This is a genomic window from Streptomyces sp. P1-3 (assembly GCF_050613155.1).
GTDB lineage: Bacteria > Actinomycetota > Actinomycetes > Streptomycetales > Streptomycetaceae > Streptomyces.
This window is the reverse complement of record NZ_CP192512.1, coordinates 4,165,001-4,180,908: the sequence shown is the minus strand read 5'-3', so window position 1 is coordinate 4,180,908 and position 15,908 is coordinate 4,165,001. Positions and strand designations below refer to the sequence as shown.

The 15,908-nt window shown below is 68.2% G+C and carries 12 protein-coding genes and 2 rRNA genes (1 of these 14 cut by a window edge); 9 read left to right on the top strand and 5 right to left on the bottom strand.

The genetic code is table 11. From position 1 onward, the window contains the following. Positions 1–170: 170 nt before the first annotated feature. Both ACQUSR_RS17940 and ACQUSR_RS17935 read left to right on the top strand, forming a co-directional pair. Positions 171–419, top strand: a complete 249-nt coding sequence (locus tag ACQUSR_RS17940; RefSeq protein WP_431043571.1) for a hypothetical protein — start codon at positions 171–173, stop codon at positions 417–419. Positions 420–485: 66 nt separating this feature from the next. Then, a complete protein-coding gene (locus tag ACQUSR_RS17935; protein WP_431043570.1) occupies positions 486–2,087 on the top strand; it encodes an FAD-binding oxidoreductase in 1,602 nt (533 codons plus the stop codon). A 100-nt stretch (positions 2,088–2,187) separates the two neighbouring features. On the opposite strand, the gene ACQUSR_RS17930 is transcribed toward ACQUSR_RS17935, so the two are convergent. Further along, positions 2,188–2,931: a phosphatase PAP2 family protein gene (locus ACQUSR_RS17930; RefSeq protein ID WP_431043569.1), complete on the bottom strand. Its 744-nt coding sequence runs from the start codon at positions 2,929–2,931 to the stop codon at positions 2,188–2,190. A gap of 175 nt (positions 2,932–3,106) precedes the next feature. Further along, entirely contained in the window at positions 3,107–4,132 is a 1,026-nt protein-coding gene (locus ACQUSR_RS17925) for an NlpC/P60 family protein (protein WP_431043568.1), read from the bottom strand. Positions 4,133–4,296: 164 nt separating this feature from the next. Between ACQUSR_RS17925 and ACQUSR_RS17920 the strand changes: the two genes are divergently transcribed. The 7 genes from ACQUSR_RS17920 (at position 4,297) to ACQUSR_RS17890 (ending at position 12,903) form a co-directional block, all read left to right on the top strand. After that, entirely contained in the window at positions 4,297–4,533 is a 237-nt protein-coding gene (locus tag ACQUSR_RS17920; protein WP_431043567.1) for a DUF397 domain-containing protein, read from the top strand. 295 nt (positions 4,534–4,828) lie between these two features. Continuing rightward, positions 4,829–5,140, top strand: coding sequence for a hypothetical protein (locus tag ACQUSR_RS17915; protein ID WP_304462567.1), 312 nt, complete (start codon positions 4,829–4,831; stop codon positions 5,138–5,140). Positions 5,141–5,740: 600 nt separating this feature from the next. Next, positions 5,741–6,658 (top strand): hypothetical protein, encoded by a 918-nt coding sequence (locus tag ACQUSR_RS17910; protein ID WP_431043565.1) that lies wholly within the window; start codon positions 5,741–5,743, stop codon positions 6,656–6,658. Then, a complete protein-coding gene (locus ACQUSR_RS17905) occupies positions 6,648–7,976 on the top strand; it encodes a hypothetical protein (RefSeq protein WP_431043564.1) in 1,329 nt (442 codons plus the stop codon). The genes ACQUSR_RS17910 and ACQUSR_RS17905 overlap by 11 nt, the downstream gene beginning before the upstream one ends. A 2-nt stretch (positions 7,977–7,978) precedes the next feature. Next, on the top strand, positions 7,979–9,535 hold the full coding sequence (locus tag ACQUSR_RS17900; RefSeq protein ID WP_431047661.1) for an SCO6880 family protein: 1,557 nt from the start codon (positions 7,979–7,981) through the stop codon (positions 9,533–9,535). Between the two features lie 58 nt (positions 9,536–9,593). Continuing rightward, a complete protein-coding gene (locus ACQUSR_RS17895) occupies positions 9,594–11,045 on the top strand; it encodes an ATP-binding protein (protein ID WP_431047659.1) in 1,452 nt (483 codons plus the stop codon). Between the two features lies 1 nt (position 11,046). Then, positions 11,047–12,903: a hypothetical protein gene (locus tag ACQUSR_RS17890; RefSeq protein WP_431043563.1), complete on the top strand. Its 1,857-nt coding sequence runs from the start codon at positions 11,047–11,049 to the stop codon at positions 12,901–12,903. Positions 12,904–12,934: 31 nt separating this feature from the next. Here ACQUSR_RS17890 and ACQUSR_RS17885 read toward each other — a convergent pair whose 3' ends face one another. From ACQUSR_RS17885 to ACQUSR_RS17875, 3 genes are all read right to left on the bottom strand, one after another. Beyond that, positions 12,935–13,510, bottom strand: a complete 576-nt coding sequence (locus ACQUSR_RS17885) for a GNAT family N-acetyltransferase (protein ID WP_431043562.1) — start codon at positions 13,508–13,510, stop codon at positions 12,935–12,937. A 71-nt stretch (positions 13,511–13,581) separates the two neighbouring features. Then, positions 13,582–13,698: ribosomal RNA gene (gene rrf, locus ACQUSR_RS17880) — 5S ribosomal RNA — on the bottom strand. Positions 13,699–13,788: 90 nt separating this feature from the next. Then, positions 13,789–15,908, bottom strand: a 23S ribosomal RNA gene (locus tag ACQUSR_RS17875) (it continues 1,005 nt past the right edge of the window).

Genomic DNA, 15,908 nt, shown 5'->3' with positions numbered 1-15,908 from the left:
TCCCGGGGGACCCCCCGCGCGCCGCTGCCGCACCCGTGCGTCCGCGCTGCCGGCTCACCATCGGCCCTGACCCCCTGGCCACCCTCAGGCTCACGCTGCTCATGACGTGAGTACTCACTACTTCAACGACCCGGCACCGAAGCCCGTCACGGCCCCGGTAGCGTGGTCATGTGCTCGACCCCGGCGCTTCAGACGACCCCGGCCCGCAGCCCGGCCGGCCCAGCGGGCCGCGCGCCCCCGGCCCGCAGCCTCCCCCGGACGCGCCCCACGCCGCCCCGCACCTGGCCACCACCGTGGAGAAGGGCGCCTTCTGCAGCGCCCGCTGCTCCTGCGGCTGGCGGGGCCCGGCACGCCGGGCGCGCGCCCGCGCGCGCGAAGACGCCGCGGACCACACCGCCCACGGCGGTCCGGACACATAGGGAACCGCGAACCTCCGTTCGCCCTCTGCCTAGTGGGGAAGAGAGCACAGAGCGACGGAGGCCGCCATGGACAGGCGCACACTGCTGGCTGCGAGCACCGGAATGGCGGCCGCCGCCGCGTGGGCGGTCGGCTGCGACACCGGGACCGGGAACGCCGCTCCCAGCCGCGGCACCTCGGCCTCCGGCGGTCCCGGCTCGGCCGTCGGTACCACGTCCGGGACTCCCGGCGGCCGGGCGGGCAAGCCCACGGCCACCGACTGGAACGCGCTCGGCAAGGGCCTCCAGGGCCGCCTGATCCGCCCAGGCGACGCCGACTACGCCACCGCCCGCCAGCTCTACAACACCCGCTTCGACAAGCTGCGCCCCGCCGCCGTCGCGTACATCGCGAACACCGCCGACATAGCCGAGTGCCTCGCCTTCGCCCGCCGCCACGGCGCCCGCGTCGCCATCCGCAACGGCGGCCACAGCTACGCGGGTTGGTCCAGCGGCGACGGGCGCCTCGTGATCGACGTCTCCTCGCTCAAAACGGTCCGTACCGGCTCCGGCAGCGCCACCATAGGCGCGGGCGCCAAGCTCATCGACGTCTACACCCAGCTCGGCGCGCACGGCGTGACCATCCCGGCCGGCTCCTGCCCCACCGTGGGAGTCTCCGGACTGACCCTCGGCGGCGGCCACGGCGTCGTCTCCCGGGCGTACGGGCTCACCTCCGACAGCCTCACCGGCGCCAGGATCGTCACCGCCGACGGCAAGACCCTGGACGTTTCCAAGGACCGCGAGTCCGACCTGTTCTGGGCGCTGCGCGGCGCCGGGAACGGCAACTTCGGCGTCGTCACCGAACTGCGCTTCCGCACTCACAAGGCGGCTCCCGGCGTCACGGCGTACCTGACCTGGCCGTGGTCGAAGGCGGCGGCCGTGCTCCGCGCCTGGCAGGAGTGGGCCCCCGCCCAGCCGGACGAGATCTGGTCGTCCCTGCACGTGTCCGCCACGCCCGGCCGCACCCCCAGGATCTCCGTGGCGTGCTTCTCGCTGGGCACGCACGGAGCGCTGCAGAACGCCGTCGACCGGCTCGCCGACCGCGCGGGAGCGCCGGCCTCCAGCGCCTCGCTGCGCCGCCGTACGTACCTGGACGCGATGCGGATGTACGCGGGCTGCAGCTCGTACTCCACCAGCCAGTCCCATCTGCCGGGCAAGACGCCGGGGCGCACCCCGAACGGCGTGCTCCAGCGCGAGACGTACGCGGCGCGCTCGGACTTCTTCGACCGTTCGCTGAGTACGGCGGGCATCCGGGCGTTGCTGGACCAGCCGGAGCGGTACGGCCGCCGGACCGGCGGCGGCGGGGCGGTCTCCATCGCGCTGACCGCGCTGGGCGGGGCGGTCAACCGGGTCGCCCCACTGGCCACCGCGTTCGTGCACCGGCGCTCGCGCTTCCTCGCGCAGTACATGGCCTCGTGGCCGGCGGGCGGCTCGGGCAGCGTCCAGACGGCGTGGCTGGACGGCGCGCATACGGCGATGCGGCGGTACGCGTCGGGTGCGGCGTACCAGAACTACACCGACGCGGGGCTCAAGGACTGGCGCAAGGCGTACTACGGCGACGCGGCCGACCGGCTCACGAAGCTGAAGAAGCAGTACGACCCGAACCGGCTCTTCGACTTCCCGCAGGCGCTGTGACCTTGACCGAAAAACGGCTACGGCCCGCCGCTCCCGTGAGGGAAGCGGCGGGCCGTTCGCTTTGAGGCCTGGTGGCGGAGTGTCACGACCGGACGGCCGGTCAGGCGGCGAGGTCCTCGTCCCGTCCGTCGCGGCGCGACTCGGGCACCGGCGGCGAGGCGGCGGTCTCCTGGCGCGTGCCCGCCCGGCCCCCGCCGGGACCGGCGCGTACCAGCCAGGCCGCGCGGGAGCCCGCGACCGAGGTCATCAGCGGGGTCAGCAGCATCATGGCGAGCGGTGCGAGGAGCAGGGCGACCGCGGTGCCCAGGGCGAAGCCGCCGATCACGTCCGTCGGGTAGTGCACGCCCATATAGACACGGCAGAAGCCTTCCAGGAGCGCGAGGGCGATGGCGCCCACGCCGTACTTCCGGCTGGCCATGAAGACTCCGACGGCCAGCGCCATGGTCAACGTGGCGTGGTCGCTGACGAAGGAGTAGTCGTTCTTGCCCGCCACCAGGACGTCGAGTCCCGGATGATCCTTGAAGGGCCTTGGGCGTTCGACGAAGCCGCGGATCGGGATGTTGGCCAGCAGGGCGATGCCGGCGGCGAGGGGCGCCCAGACCAGCCCGGCGACGGCGCTCGGCGCGTCCTTCGGCCGCTTGCGCACGCTCCACCAGGCACCGACCATCAGCAGCGCCAGGCCGAGCACGATGCCGTACTCGCCGACGAACTCCATGACCCGGTCGAACCAGTGCGGGGCGTCCTTAGCGAGTCCGTTGATGTCGTAGAGCAGGCTGACATCGGGGTTCGAGTCGGACTCCCCCCTCAGCTCCGCCAGGGGGGACCCCAGTGCGAGTCCAGCCATGTGCCGCGGCCCCTTATCTCTTGCCTGTCGCTATGTGCAGCTGCCGGCCCCCGCTCGATGCTGCCTCCTCACCCCTAGCAAACGCCCTGATCACGCTCTGCGTTCCACGCTCAACCCAAAGATCACCGGGCCGTTATCGAAGGGTGACCCATCGTCGCAGCTCAGGCCCAATGCCTTACACAGAGTTCGCGCGGCGCGCCGCATTCGCGCCATCCTGCGTCACCCGCGTCGCGCCGATGTAGTCAGGCGTATCGATCTTGTCGAAACGGATCACCGCGCCGGTGTAGGGCGCGTTGATCATGTATCCGCCGCCGACGTAGATGCCCACATGGTGGATGGACCGGGGGTCGCCGAGATCGTACGCGAAGAACACCAGGTCACCAGGGAGCAGTTCGTCGCGCTTCGGGTGCGGCCCGGCGTTCCACTGGTCGTTCGCCACCCGCGGCAACTCGATGCCCACCGAGTGGTACGCCGCCTTGGTCAGTCCCGAGCAGTCGAACCGCCCGTTCTGCTCCGGGGTGCCGTTGCCGCCCCACAGGTAGGGCGTGCCGAGCTTGTCCTGCGCGAAGTAGATCGCCCCGGCCGCCTGCTGGGACGACGCCACGGGCTGGACCGGCGCCTCGAAGCTCTTGGCGAGCGTGGTGATCCGCTTCACGTAGTTCTGCGTCTCGCGATACGGCGGCACGCCGCGGTACTTGATCACCGCGTACGCGCCCGCGTTGTACGACGCCAGCATGTTGTGCGTCGCATTGCCGGGAACGTCCTTCACGTACCTGGCGAGCGAGCAGTCGTAGGCGGCCGCGGAGGGGATCGCGTCCGCGGGATCCCAGATGTCCCGGTCGCCGTCCTTGTCCCCGTCCACGCCATGCGAGGCCCAAGTGCCGGGGATGAACTGGGCTATCCCCCTGGCGTTCGCGGGGCTCTGCGCCTTGGGGTTCCAGCCGCTCTCCTGGTAGAGCTGGGCGGCGAGCAGGGCGGGGTTGATGGCGGGGCAGAGGTTGCCCCATCGCTGCACGAGGCCCTGATAGGCGGCGGGCACGGCGCCCTTGGCGAGCCCGACGGTCCTGCCTCCGGCGCCGGACGCCAGGTTTCCGGCCACCATGTAGGTGCCGAGGAGGAGCAGCGCCATGAATGAAAGGCACAGCCCGATCCCGACACTGACGCTCAGCCAGACCTTACGCACCCGTTCATCCTCCCCCATTTGAGGAGTGTACGAACGCGCTTTTGTACGGTGCGGCGCGAACTGACCGCTGACGGGCCGGACCGGGCACGACGCCCCCTGAGTCCGCGTGGGTCGGCGTAAGTCCGCGTAGAGTCCGCTCCGCTGCACTGCCCACCGACGACCAGCCGCGAGGAGCGAGACCGATGGAGCTCGACTGGCAACGGCCCGACCCCCTCGAAGGGGACGACCCGAACGAGCCGTACCTGGAGGTGGCCGCCGGCCCGGACGGCCGGATCTACATGCGGGAGAGCCGCGACCCGGACAACATCGTCGTCACGACCCAGGCCAAGTGGGAGGCGTTCCTCAAGGGCGTCAAGGCAGGGGAGTTCGACGACTTCGCGGAGGAGCCGCCGCGCGAGACGGAGCACGGAGCAAGCTGAGGGCAACGCGCCCAGCGGCTTGTCCCAGACACCGAGCGGCTTATCCCCAGACACCGGGCAGCCGTTGCTCAACGTCACAATCAGTGATACACAGAGTGATGATAGGTCGTATGTTCCACCGCACGGCGGCCCGCTCGGCACACCGCGGCCTGCAAGTGGCCTACAACACGTACGAGATCCAGCAAGAAATGCGGCCAAGCCGACATGCGCGGGCGACTTCGTCGGCGAAGATAGAAGCTGACGTGCGCCATGCGGCAGACGTACACAACGATCCATAAGGGGCGGTGAGTTCACAATGTTTCTGGCAGCCGGCGACAAGGGCGACATCAACCTCATCATCGGCGGAATCGCCCCAAACTGGGGGCCTTTCGGCAGCCTGGGCCAAGAGGCCAGGGTGATGGTCGAGGTCGTGATGGCGGTGTCCATCCTCCTCTGCCTCGGCATCGCGATCTGGGGAGCGGCCAAACAGCGCATCGGCGCGACCGCCCTACGCGACACGTTCAGCGCCGAGCAGGGCAAGGGGTTGATCGTGGCAGGCCTGACCGGCGTGTTCATCATCGGCTCACTGGGCACCCTGTTCACGATCGTGTACGGGATGGCCATTTAGCCGGGCACCCGTCCCCGGGCGAACCCCGCGGCCGGCCCGGCTGGAGCCAGGCTGACGGCTGGACGCGGACCGACACCGCGCGCGGGCGAACGCACGCCCCGTACACCGGGGGTGGCCCGGGCCACCGGAAGCCCCCGGAACGCCGGGGGAGGCCCGGGGAGGCCCGGGACACCGGGAAGACCCGGGGGAAGCCTGGGACCACCGGGAACACCCGGGGAAGCCTGGGGCACCGGCCACAGGACGGTCGCGCGGCCCGGAACACCTGGAACGCCAGGGACACCAGGAGTCCCCCAAGCGCCCGGGACACCAGGAGCCCCCCCCCCAGGCGCCCGGGACAGCCCGGCCCCGGGACCGCACGCGGGCGACCGACGACTGGCCCGGGGGAAGCGGTCAGCCCCACACGCCCCGTGTCTCCTCCGTCCTCACTCTCCCCCCGCCCGTCTCCTCCCTCCCATCTGCCCAGTCCACTTGCTGAGGTTGTGTCAGCCTGATGTGCAATCACACTGCCGCCCCCACTCCGCGGCCCGCGCCGCTACCGTCATATGTGGGCGGCATGACAGCTACACCGGTGCACGACACAGCTGAAGGGGCGTACGGGCGATGAGTCTCGGCGGCGACGACGGATACGGGGACGGCTACGGCGGTCAGGACCCGGCCCGCACGGGCGGTACGGGCAGAGGCGGCGGCGACGCCCATCTGACCCGTACCCACCTCCCGGAAGGCGACGGAGACGGCTACGGCTCCCCCCGCCGCCCCACCCGCACCAAGCCAAGCCGCAATCTCATCACCGTCGTGAGCGTCTTCGTCATCCTCATCGCGGCCATCGCCTTCGCCAACCGCGGCGGCGACGACGCCTCCGACGACACCTCCACCAACTCCTCCTCCGGCACCAACGGCAACGACAACGACAACGGCCCCAAGGCAGAAGCCACAGCCCCGACCGGCGAACGCCCGGTGAACGGGAAGAATCAGGTCACGGGGATCGCCTCGGGGTTCGCAAAATCGGAACAGGGGGCGCAGAGCGCGGCGGCGAACTACGCGGTGGCGCTGGGGTCCGTCGATATGTTCAACAAGGACCGGCGGCACGAGCTCGTGCCGCAGATCTTCATGACATCGGCGGCAAGCGACTTTCAGGGAAGGCTCGACAAGGCGTACTCCACCAACATGCTCACGAGCATCGGCCTCGACAAGAACGGCAAGGCCGCCGAGGGCATGACGTACATCTCGCGCACGACCCCCATCGGCACCAAGACCACCGAGCACGCGGATACTTCGGCCACCGTCGAGGTCTGGTGTACAGGGGTTTTCGGCACCGCTGGACAGGGCTCGAAAAACCCAGTGACCAACGACTGGTTCACCATGACGCTCAAACTGCGCTGGGAAGGCGATGACTGGAAGGTCGAGAGCTACTCTCAAAAGAGTGGCCCCGCTCCGGTCAACAGCGACCGCAGCGCATCGACAGCCGATGAGATCGCCAAGGCGGTCGAGCAGTATGGAGGGTTCACCTATGCTCGGTAGCCCACGCCTACGCACGGTCACACTCGTCGGTATCTTGGCCGGCTTGCAGACCACTGCCGTACTTGTGGCAGCCCGTGCCGCTGCTGCGCCCACCCCCAGCCCAAGCCCCTCGGGAAAAGCAGACTGCTCGTTTCTCCTGGGCAAGGCCAAGGAGGACTGTGAAAGGAACAACGGCGACTTCTCAGGAGAGGCACCCGACCCCTCCGCCCCCCTAGACCCCGCCGCCTCCCTAGCCCACAACTGCGCCGACGCCGCCGCCTGGCTCGTCGGCAAAGTCTCCAAGCTCGTCAAAGAGACCTCAAACGTCGACTTCACCAACGAGTCCTTCCTCCGCCAGTACGCCGTCGTCTTCGCCGCCTCCACCATCCTCACCCTCATCCTCTGGCTCCTCGCCGTCGCCAAGCGAGCCATCCGCGGCGTCCCCTTCGTCCAGTCCTTCACCGAAGCCATCGGCTTCCTCTGGCTGACCGTCCTCGCCTCCGCCTTCACCCCCCTCGTCCTCTACACCGTCGTCTCCGCCACCGACGCCGTCAGCGACGTCATCGCCTCCGGCACAGGCGCCGACAACACCGCCTTCTTCAACTCATTCGCCCAAGCGCTCAAGCAGGACAAGGACATCGGCGGCGGCCCCATCATGCTGATCGTCGTCTCCCTCGTGACCATCCTGGCCGCCGGCGTCCTGTGCCTGGAGCTCGCCATCCGCGCCGCCCTGCTCTACGTCGGCGCCCTCCTCGGCACCGCCGTCTACGCCGGTCTCGTCGACAAGAACATGTGGCGCCACGTGCGCCGCTGGGTCGGGCTGATGGTCGCCGTCATCCTCGTGAAGCCGGTCATCGTCATCGTGCTCGCCCTCGCCGGAGCGCTTTCCTCCACCGGCGACGAGCCCGACGCCTTCTCCGCCGTCGTCTCCGGCCTGTCGATCATCATCCTGGCCATCTTCGCCAGCGCGATGATCTACCGCTTCGTGCCCGGCTTCGGCGACGAGATCATCCAGTCCCGCAGCGCCAGCTCCGACCCGGCCTCCCGCCAGGCCGCCGCCATCATCCGCTCCCCCGCCTCCCTCGTGAAGCAGGGGATCAGCACCCACAGTGCCCGCAGCACCGGCGGCGAGGGCGGAGGCGGCGGAGGCGCGGGCCAGCCCAAGCCCGCCAACCCGGTCTCCGGCGGCGTGGCCGCCCACAGCACGCGCAACACGCCCCCCGCCCCAGGCGGCTCGGGCGGCGGCGGCAGCGCCACGCCCGCCACCCCCGCGCCCCGCAGCCCGAGCAACCGCACCAGCACCAGCACCAGCACCAATCCGGGAGGTGACCGGCGTTGACGATTGAGGCCCAGTCCCACCCCATCGCGCCCCGCCGCACGTATCTGATCGGCCGCGCCCGCCCCAACGCGATCGTCGGCAAGAACCGCGAATCCGGCGAGATCGCACTGATCATCGGCGGCGCCTTCGTCGGCATGATGTGCGGCCTGCTGATCCCTCTGCTGATGCTCCGCATCGTCGCCCTCGTCGGCTTCCCCACGCTCGCCCTGGCCGCGGTCTACGTCCCGTACAACGGCCGCACCTTCTACAAGTGGTTCGAGATCAACCGCTCGTACAAGCGCATCACCCGCAAGGGCGGCGCCGTCTACCGTTCCACCGCCGCCGAGGCCGGCACGCGCATCGACGGCCGCGAGATCGAGATCGGCCCGCCCCCCGGCATCGGCCGCATCAGCTGGCTCGCCGCGCCCTTCGGCCCCGACGAGATCGCCGTCCTGCTGCACGCCGACCGCCGCACCGTCACCGCCGCCATCGAGATCGAGGGGCCCGGCGTCGGCCTGCGCGACTCCGAGGACCAGGAGGCCCTCGTCGACCGGTTCGGCACCCTCCTCAAGCACGTGGCCAACGGCGACGGGTTCGTGACGCGGCTGCAGATGCTGGCCCGTACCCTCCCCGCCGACCCCGACGCGCACGCCAAGGACGTCGAACGGCGCGGCGACCACGAGGCCCCCGCCTGGCTGAAGGACTCCTACGACCAGCTCCAGTCCATGGTGTCCACCTCCTCCGAGCAGCACCGCGCCTATCTCGTGGCCTGCATGCACTACACGCGCGACCTCGCCACCGAGGCCCAGGTCATCGCCCGCGCCACCCGGCAGAGCACCGGTGGCCGCAAGCTCGACAAGGACGCCGGCCTCGCCGTCGTCATGGCACGCGAACTGACCGACATCTGCGCCCGCCTCGCCGAGGCCGACATCCGCGTGCGGCAGCCGCTCGGCCAGGGCCGCCTGTCGTCCCTCATCCACTCGATGTACGACCCGGACCATCCCATCGACCACATCCAGGCGATGACCCAGCGCAACGCCTGGCCCGCCGAGCTGGACGCGATGGAACCCACCTACCTCCAGGCCAAGACCCGCGAGTCCAGCACCCGCGAGCCCTGGTGCCACGCCACCGCGTGGGTGAAGGAGTGGCCCATGACGCCCGTCGGCGTCAACTTCCTGGCGCCCCTGCTCGTCCACACCCCCGACGTGATCCGCACGGTCGCGGTCTGCATGGACCTGGAACCCACCGAGGTCGCCATCGAGCGGATGCTGACCGAGAAGACCAACGACGAGGCCGAAGCCAGCCGCGCCGCCAAGATGAACCGCACCGTCGACCCGCGCGACATCGCCGCGCACGGCCGACTGGACCAGCGCGGCGAGGACCTGGCGAGCGGCGCCGCGGGCGTCAACCTCGTCGGGTACATCACCGTCTCCTCCCGCTCCCCCGAGGCACTCGCCCGCGACAAGCGCACCATCCGCGCCTCCGCGGGAAAGAGCTACCTCAAACTGGAGTGGTGCGACCGCGAACACCACCGGGCCTTTGTGAACACCTTGCCGTTCGCGACCGGCATCCGCCGCTAGCGCCGCCAGGACCGGACAAGGACGTAAGGACGAGAGGGGCTTGGCCGTGGTCGATCCGATGGGCGCCATCACCGACGCCTTCACCAGTTTTGTCTTCGGGAAGGTGGAGTCGACCCGGCTGCCGGTCCGTACCTCCACGGGGCAGGCGCAGGCCGTCTATCTGCCCACCGCCGCCCCCGGACTCGGCGACTCCGGCGTGATCATCGGCCGCGAGGTCTATTCGGGGAAGGGCTACATCTACGACCCCTTCCAGCTCTACGGACAGCAACTGCCCGCCCCCCACTGGCTGGTCCTCGGCGAGTCCGGAAACGGCAAATCGGCCCTGGAGAAGACGTACGTCCTGCGCCAGCTGCGTTTCCGCGACCGCCAGGTCGTCGTCCTCGACGCACAGGGCGAGGACGGCGTGGGCGAATGGAACCTCATCGCCCAGGAGCTGGGCATCACGCCCATCCGGCTGGACCCGATGGCCGCACTCGACGGCGGGATCCGGCTCAACCCGCTCGACCCGACGATCACCACCACCGGCCAGCTCGCCCTGCTGCGCACCATCATCGAGGTCGCCCTGGGGCACGGCCTGGACGAACGCTCCGGCTTCGCGCTCAAGGTCGCGCACGCCGCCGCGCTGAATCAGTTCGGCTCCGCCGAGGGCAACCGGACCGACCGGCAGCCGGTCCTCACCGACATCGTCGAGCAGCTGCGCCACCCGAAGCCGGAGTCGGCCGAGGCGATGAACGTCGACATCGACGACGTACGGGCCTGGGGCCTGGACGTCGCGCTGGTGCTGGACCGGCTGGTCGACGGCGACCTGCGCGGCATGTTCGACGGCCCGACGACCGTCGGCATCGACCTCGACGCGCCCCTGATCGTCTTCGACCTGTCGCACATCGACCGCAACTCCATCGCCATGCCGATCCTCATGGCGATCGTCGGCGTCTGGCTGGAGCACACCTGGATCCGGCCCGACCGCAAGAAGCGCATCTTCCTGGTCGAAGAGGCCTGGCACATCATCAACAGCCCCTTCGTCGCCCAACTCTTTCAGCGGCTGCTGAAGTTCGGCCGCCGACTGGGCCTGTCCTTCGTCGCCGTCGTTCACCATCTGTCGGACGTGGTCGACGGCGCGGCGGCGAAGGAGGCCGCCGCCATCCTCAAGATGGCGTCTACCCGGACCATCTACGCGCAGAAGGCGGACGAGGCACGCGCCACCGGCCGGGTGCTCGGCCTGCCACGCTGGGCCGTCGAGATCATTCCCACCCTGACCCCCGGCATCGCCGTCTGGGACGTCAACGGCAACGTACAGGTGGTCAAACACCTGATCACCGAGGCCGAGCGCCCGCTCGTCTACACCGACCGGGCCATGACCGAGGACGGGCTAGCGCTGGAAATGGCCGCCCAAGCGGAGGCCGAGGAACGGGCCGCGGCGGCGGTGGAGCAACACCTCGCCGAAGAGGCGGAAGCGGCGTATGGCGGTCCCTCCTACGGAGGGTCGTCATACGGGTCGACGGTGGCGTGACATGGCGGCAGGAGATCCACGGCGCGGCGGCAAGGGCGGCGCACAGTCCGGACGAGGTGGCGGCAGCGCGCGGGGTCCCGAAGGCCCGCCGGAGCGCGGAATCCCGGACAGCCTGCTGATCGGCGTCATCGGCTTCCTGGTCGGGATGACACTGCTGATGTGGTCGGCGACCGGCCTGGCCGGGCTGCTCGCCAAGGGCGCCTGGCCGGACAACGTGACCTTCGTCCGTACGCCGAAAGCGCTGCGCAGCCTCATATCCGAGCCCCACGACCTGGCGGCGGCCTGGCCGGAGACACCAGCGGAACAGCTCTCCGGGTACGGGCTGTTCTGGGGCCTCTTCATCGGCCAGCTGATGATCCTCTTCGTCCTGACGGTCTTCGCGATCGGCACGACGGCCCGTTACCGGATCGTGCGGGCCCGCCGCCGCCAGGAGGCCACCGACCGCCGGGCCGCGGCCGAGGACGTGTCCGTGCCCGCCGCTCCGGACGGAAGCGCGCCGGCATACGAGAGGACCTCTGCCCCGTACGACAGGCTCCCCGCCCGGTACGAGAACGCCGCCCCGGACGAGAGGGCCGCCTCGCACGGTCGCGCGGACACGGGCCCCGGCACAAGATCCGTGCCCGGTCAGGGGGCGGTCGATGGGGCCGCGCCGCCACTCGGCGGGGCTCCGCCCTCACGGCCTGTCCCGGCAGCCGCGGCGATCGGTGCGCCTTCGCAGCCCGCGGACGGCTCTCCCACGGCCTCGGAGGGGCCGTCGGCCCCGTACGGCGACAAGGCCGAGACGGCGGCCCAGGCGCCCGCACACGCCCCTCAAGCGGCAGATCAGCAGCCTCCGTACGCATCAGGGACGCCCGTCGCGCCGTCGATGGAGGTGTCCGCCGCGCCCGGCACGCCCGTCGCGGCTCCGCGCGCCGCCTTGTTCCCGTCGCCCGAACCGTCCCTGCCACGCGTCCTCTACGGCCCGCAGCGCGGCGACGCCGCCGTCCGCACGGTGCTGGACGCCGAGGGCCCGGTCCTGGTCGTGACCAGTGACCCGGAGGTGTGGTCCGCCACCAAGGACGCGCGGGCCAAGCTCGGCGCCGTGCACGTCTTCGACCCCGCCCACCTTCTCGACACCCCGGCCCGGCTGCGCTGGAACCCCGCGGCAGGGTGCGAGGTACGGGACGTGGCGGCGGCTCGGGCCGCCGCCCTACTCGCGCCGGTGCGGCCCGCGCACGCCCTCGACCGGCCCACCGCCGACGCGGCGGAGACGCTGCTGCGCTGCTGGCTGCACGCCGCCGCCGTCGACGGCCGGCCCTTCCGCCAGGTACACCGGTGGGCACAGGGCGGCTCGGCACACGAGCCGGTCCGCATCCTCCGTACGCATCCGAAGGCCCTCGGCGGTGTGGCGGGCGAGCTGGAAGCCACCCTCACCGCGCACCCCGAACGCCGTGACGTGGCCCTGGAGCTGACGGCCCGTGCCCTCTCGGCGCTGTCCTCGATCCATATAAGAGACGCGTGCAACCCGGGGCGAGCCGATGCGCTCGCGCTGGAGTCATTCATCGCCGAGGGGGGAACGCTCTACCTCGTGGGCGAATCCATCGAGGATCCGCGGACCCACCCGGGTGCGATGCCCTTGCTCACCGCACTCGCATCAAGCGTGGTCGAGCACGGCCGGCGCATGGCCGAACGGTCATCCTCCGGTCGGCTCGACCCACCAGTCACCCTGGTTCTCGACGACGTCGCCGCGGTCGCCCCGATCCCAGCCCTGCCCGACCTGATCGCGCAGGGCGCGGCCCAAGGGCTGTTGACGCTGGCCCTGATGCGCTCTCAGGAGCAGGCCCGCGCCCGCTGGCCCCACCGCGCGCTCGTCCGCTAGTCCGCTAGCCCGTACGGCGTGGGGGTTCCGGCTATCGCGTGCCGCCGCCGTCCGGCCGCGGCAACGCCATCTCGAATTCGGTCCTGGACGGCGCCTTGGGATCGGGCGCCGAGGCACTGGTCCGCACGAAACCGAGCTTGCGATAGAAGCCCTCGGCGCGGACGTTGTCCTCGTGCACCCAGAGACGCACACGTTCGATACGGGGCGACTCCAACTCCCAGCTCCATCGGATCGCGGCGTCGAACAGCTGACGGGCGAGACCTGTCCCCCTGTGCTCCGGGCGCATATAGACGGCGACGAGGTGAGCGGTATCCAGATCCAGGGACGCGTCCTCGCCCTTCGGCTCGCCCTGCCCACTCGGCTCGACCAGGACGACGACCATTCCGGCCCAGGTGCCCTCCGCGGTCTCGCCGATGTACGTCGTCATATCCGTCCCGGCCGCGCTGCGCTCCGTCCGGACACGCCACACGTCGTCGGCATAGTTGGAGGCGTTGTGCCATGTCTCGTGGAAGGCGACAGGCGCGATGGGGTCGGCGAGCGCGGTCAGCCGCAACTCCTTGACCTGCTGCCACTCATCGGCCTTGATGGTCCGAACCTGATATCCCATCAGGTGATGATACGCAAAAACGCCGTGTTCCTTTGAGTTTCCTCAAAGGAACACGGCGTTTTCTAAAATTTGTTCGGCGGCGTCCTACTCTCCCACAGGGTCCCCCCTGCAGTACCATCGGCGCTGAAAGGCTTAGCTTCCGGGTTCGGAATGTAACCGGGCGTTTCCCTAACGCAATAACCACCGAAACACTATGAAGATAACAACCGGACATGCTGTATTCAAAGAACAGCACCTGGTTCATTACTTCAGAACCAACACAGTGGACGCGAGCAACTGAGGACAAGCCCTCGGCCTATTAGTACCAGTCAACTCCACCGGTTACCCGGCTTCCATATCTGGCCTATCAACCCAGTCGTCTACTGGGAGCCTTACCCTCTCAAGGAGGTGGGAATACTCATCTCGAAGCAGGCTTCCCGCTTAGATGCTTTCAGCGGTTATCCCTCCCGAACGTAGCCAACCAGCCATGCCCTTGGCAGAACAACTGGCACACCAGAGGTTCGTCCGTCCCGGTCCTCTCGTACTAGGGACAGCCCTTCTCAATATTCCTACGCGCACAGCGGATAGGGACCGAACTGTCTCACGACGTTCTAAACCCAGCTCGCGTACCGCTTTAATGGGCGAACAGCCCAACCCTTGGGACCGACTCCAGCCCCAGGATGCGACGAGCCGACATCGAGGTGCCAAACCATCCCGTCGATATGGACTCTTGGGGAAGATCAGCCTGTTATCCCCGGGGTACCTTTTATCCGTTGAGCGACGGCGCTTCCACAAGCCACCGCCGGATCACTAGTCCCGACTTTCGTCCCTGCTCGACCCGTCGGTCTCACAGTCAAGCTCCCTTGTGCACTTACACTCAACACCTGATTGCCAACCAGGCTGAGGGAACCTTTGGGCGCCTCCGTTACCCTTTAGGAGGCAACCGCCCCAGTTAAACTACCCACCAGACACTGTCCCTGATCCGGATCACGGACCCAGGTTAGACATCCAGCACGACCAGAGTGGTATTTCAACGACGACTCCACACACACTGGCGTGCATGCTTCACAGTCTCCCACCTATCCTACACAAGCCGAACCGAACACCAATATCAAGCTATAGTAAAGGTCCCGGGGTCTTTCCGTCCTGCTGCGCGAAACGAGCATCTTTACTCGTAATGCAATTTCACCGGGCCTATGGTTGAGACAGTCGAGAAGTCGTTACGCCATTCGTGCAGGTCGGAACTTACCCGACAAGGAATTTCGCTACCTTAGGATGGTTATAGTTACCACCGCCGTTTACTGGCGCTTAAGTTCTCAGCTTCGCCCCACCGAAATGGAGCTAACCGGTCCCCTTAACGTTCCAGCACCGGGCAGGCGTCAGTCCGTATACATCGCCTTACGGCTTCGCACGGACCTGTGTTTTTAGTAAACAGTCGCTTCTCGCTGGTCTCTGCGGCCACCCCCAGCTCAGGAAGTAAATTCCATCACCGGAAATGGCCCCCCTTCTCCCGAAGTTACGGGGGCATTTTGCCGAGTTCCTTAACCATAGTTCACCCGAACGCCTCGGTATTCTCTACCTGACCACCTGAGTCGGTTTAGGGTACGGGCCGCCATGAAACTCGCTAGAGGCTTTTCTCGACAGCATAGGATCATCCACTTCACCACAATCGGCTCGGCATCAGGTCTCACCCTTGTATGAGAGACGGATTTGCCTATCTCTCGGGCTACACCCTTACCCCGGGACAACCACCGCCCGGGCTGGACTACCTTCCTGCGTCACCCCATCACTCACCTACTACAAGTCTGGTCCGTCGGCTCCACCACTCCCCATCACTCCGAAGAGATCAAAGGCGGCTTCACGGACTTAGCATCGCCTGATTCAATGTTTGGCGCTTCAAAGCGGGTACCGGAATATCAACCGGTTGTCCATCGACTACGCCTGTCGGCCTCGCCTTAGGTCCCGACTTACCCTGGGCAGATCAGCTTGACCCAGGAACCCTTAGTCAATCGGCGCAAACGTTTCTCACGTTTGTATCGCTACTCATGCCTGCATTCTCACTCGTGAACCGTCCACAACTACCTTCCGGCGCTGCTTCACCCGGCACACGACGCTCCCCTACCCATCACAGTCCCCGTTGGGGGTATGTACTGCAATGACACGACTTCGGCGGTACGCTTGAGCCCCGCTACATTGTCGGCGCGGAATCACTTGACCAGTGAGCTATTACGCACTCTTTCAAGGGTGGCTGCTTCTAAGCCAACCTCCTGGTTGTCTCTGCGACTCCACATCCTTTCCCACTTAGCGTACGCTTAGGGGCCTTAGTCGATGCTCTGGGCTGTTTCCCTCTCGACCATGGAGCTTATCCCCCACAGTCTCACTGCCGCGCTCTCACTTACCGGCATTCGGAGTTTGGCTA

Coding starts and splice junctions, on each gene's coding strand:
- ACQUSR_RS17935 (WP_431043570.1), top strand. CDS start 486: ATGGACAGGCGCACACTGCTGGCTGCGAGCACCGGAATGGCGGCCGCC.
- ACQUSR_RS17930 (WP_431043569.1), bottom strand. CDS start 2,931: ATGGCTGGACTCGCACTGGGGTCCCCCCTGGCGGAGCTGAGGGGGGAG.
- ACQUSR_RS17925 (WP_431043568.1), bottom strand. CDS start 4,132: ATGGGGGAGGATGAACGGGTGCGTAAGGTCTGGCTGAGCGTCAGTGTC.
- ACQUSR_RS17920 (WP_431043567.1), top strand. CDS start 4,297: ATGGAGCTCGACTGGCAACGGCCCGACCCCCTCGAAGGGGACGACCCG.
- ACQUSR_RS17915 (WP_304462567.1), top strand. CDS start 4,829: ATGTTTCTGGCAGCCGGCGACAAGGGCGACATCAACCTCATCATCGGC.
- ACQUSR_RS17910 (WP_431043565.1), top strand. CDS start 5,741: ATGAGTCTCGGCGGCGACGACGGATACGGGGACGGCTACGGCGGTCAG.
- ACQUSR_RS17905 (WP_431043564.1), top strand. CDS start 6,648: ATGCTCGGTAGCCCACGCCTACGCACGGTCACACTCGTCGGTATCTTG.
- ACQUSR_RS17895 (WP_431047659.1), top strand. CDS start 9,594: ATGGGCGCCATCACCGACGCCTTCACCAGTTTTGTCTTCGGGAAGGTG.
- ACQUSR_RS17890 (WP_431043563.1), top strand. CDS start 11,047: ATGGCGGCAGGAGATCCACGGCGCGGCGGCAAGGGCGGCGCACAGTCC.
- ACQUSR_RS17885 (WP_431043562.1), bottom strand. CDS start 13,510: ATGGGATATCAGGTTCGGACCATCAAGGCCGATGAGTGGCAGCAGGTC.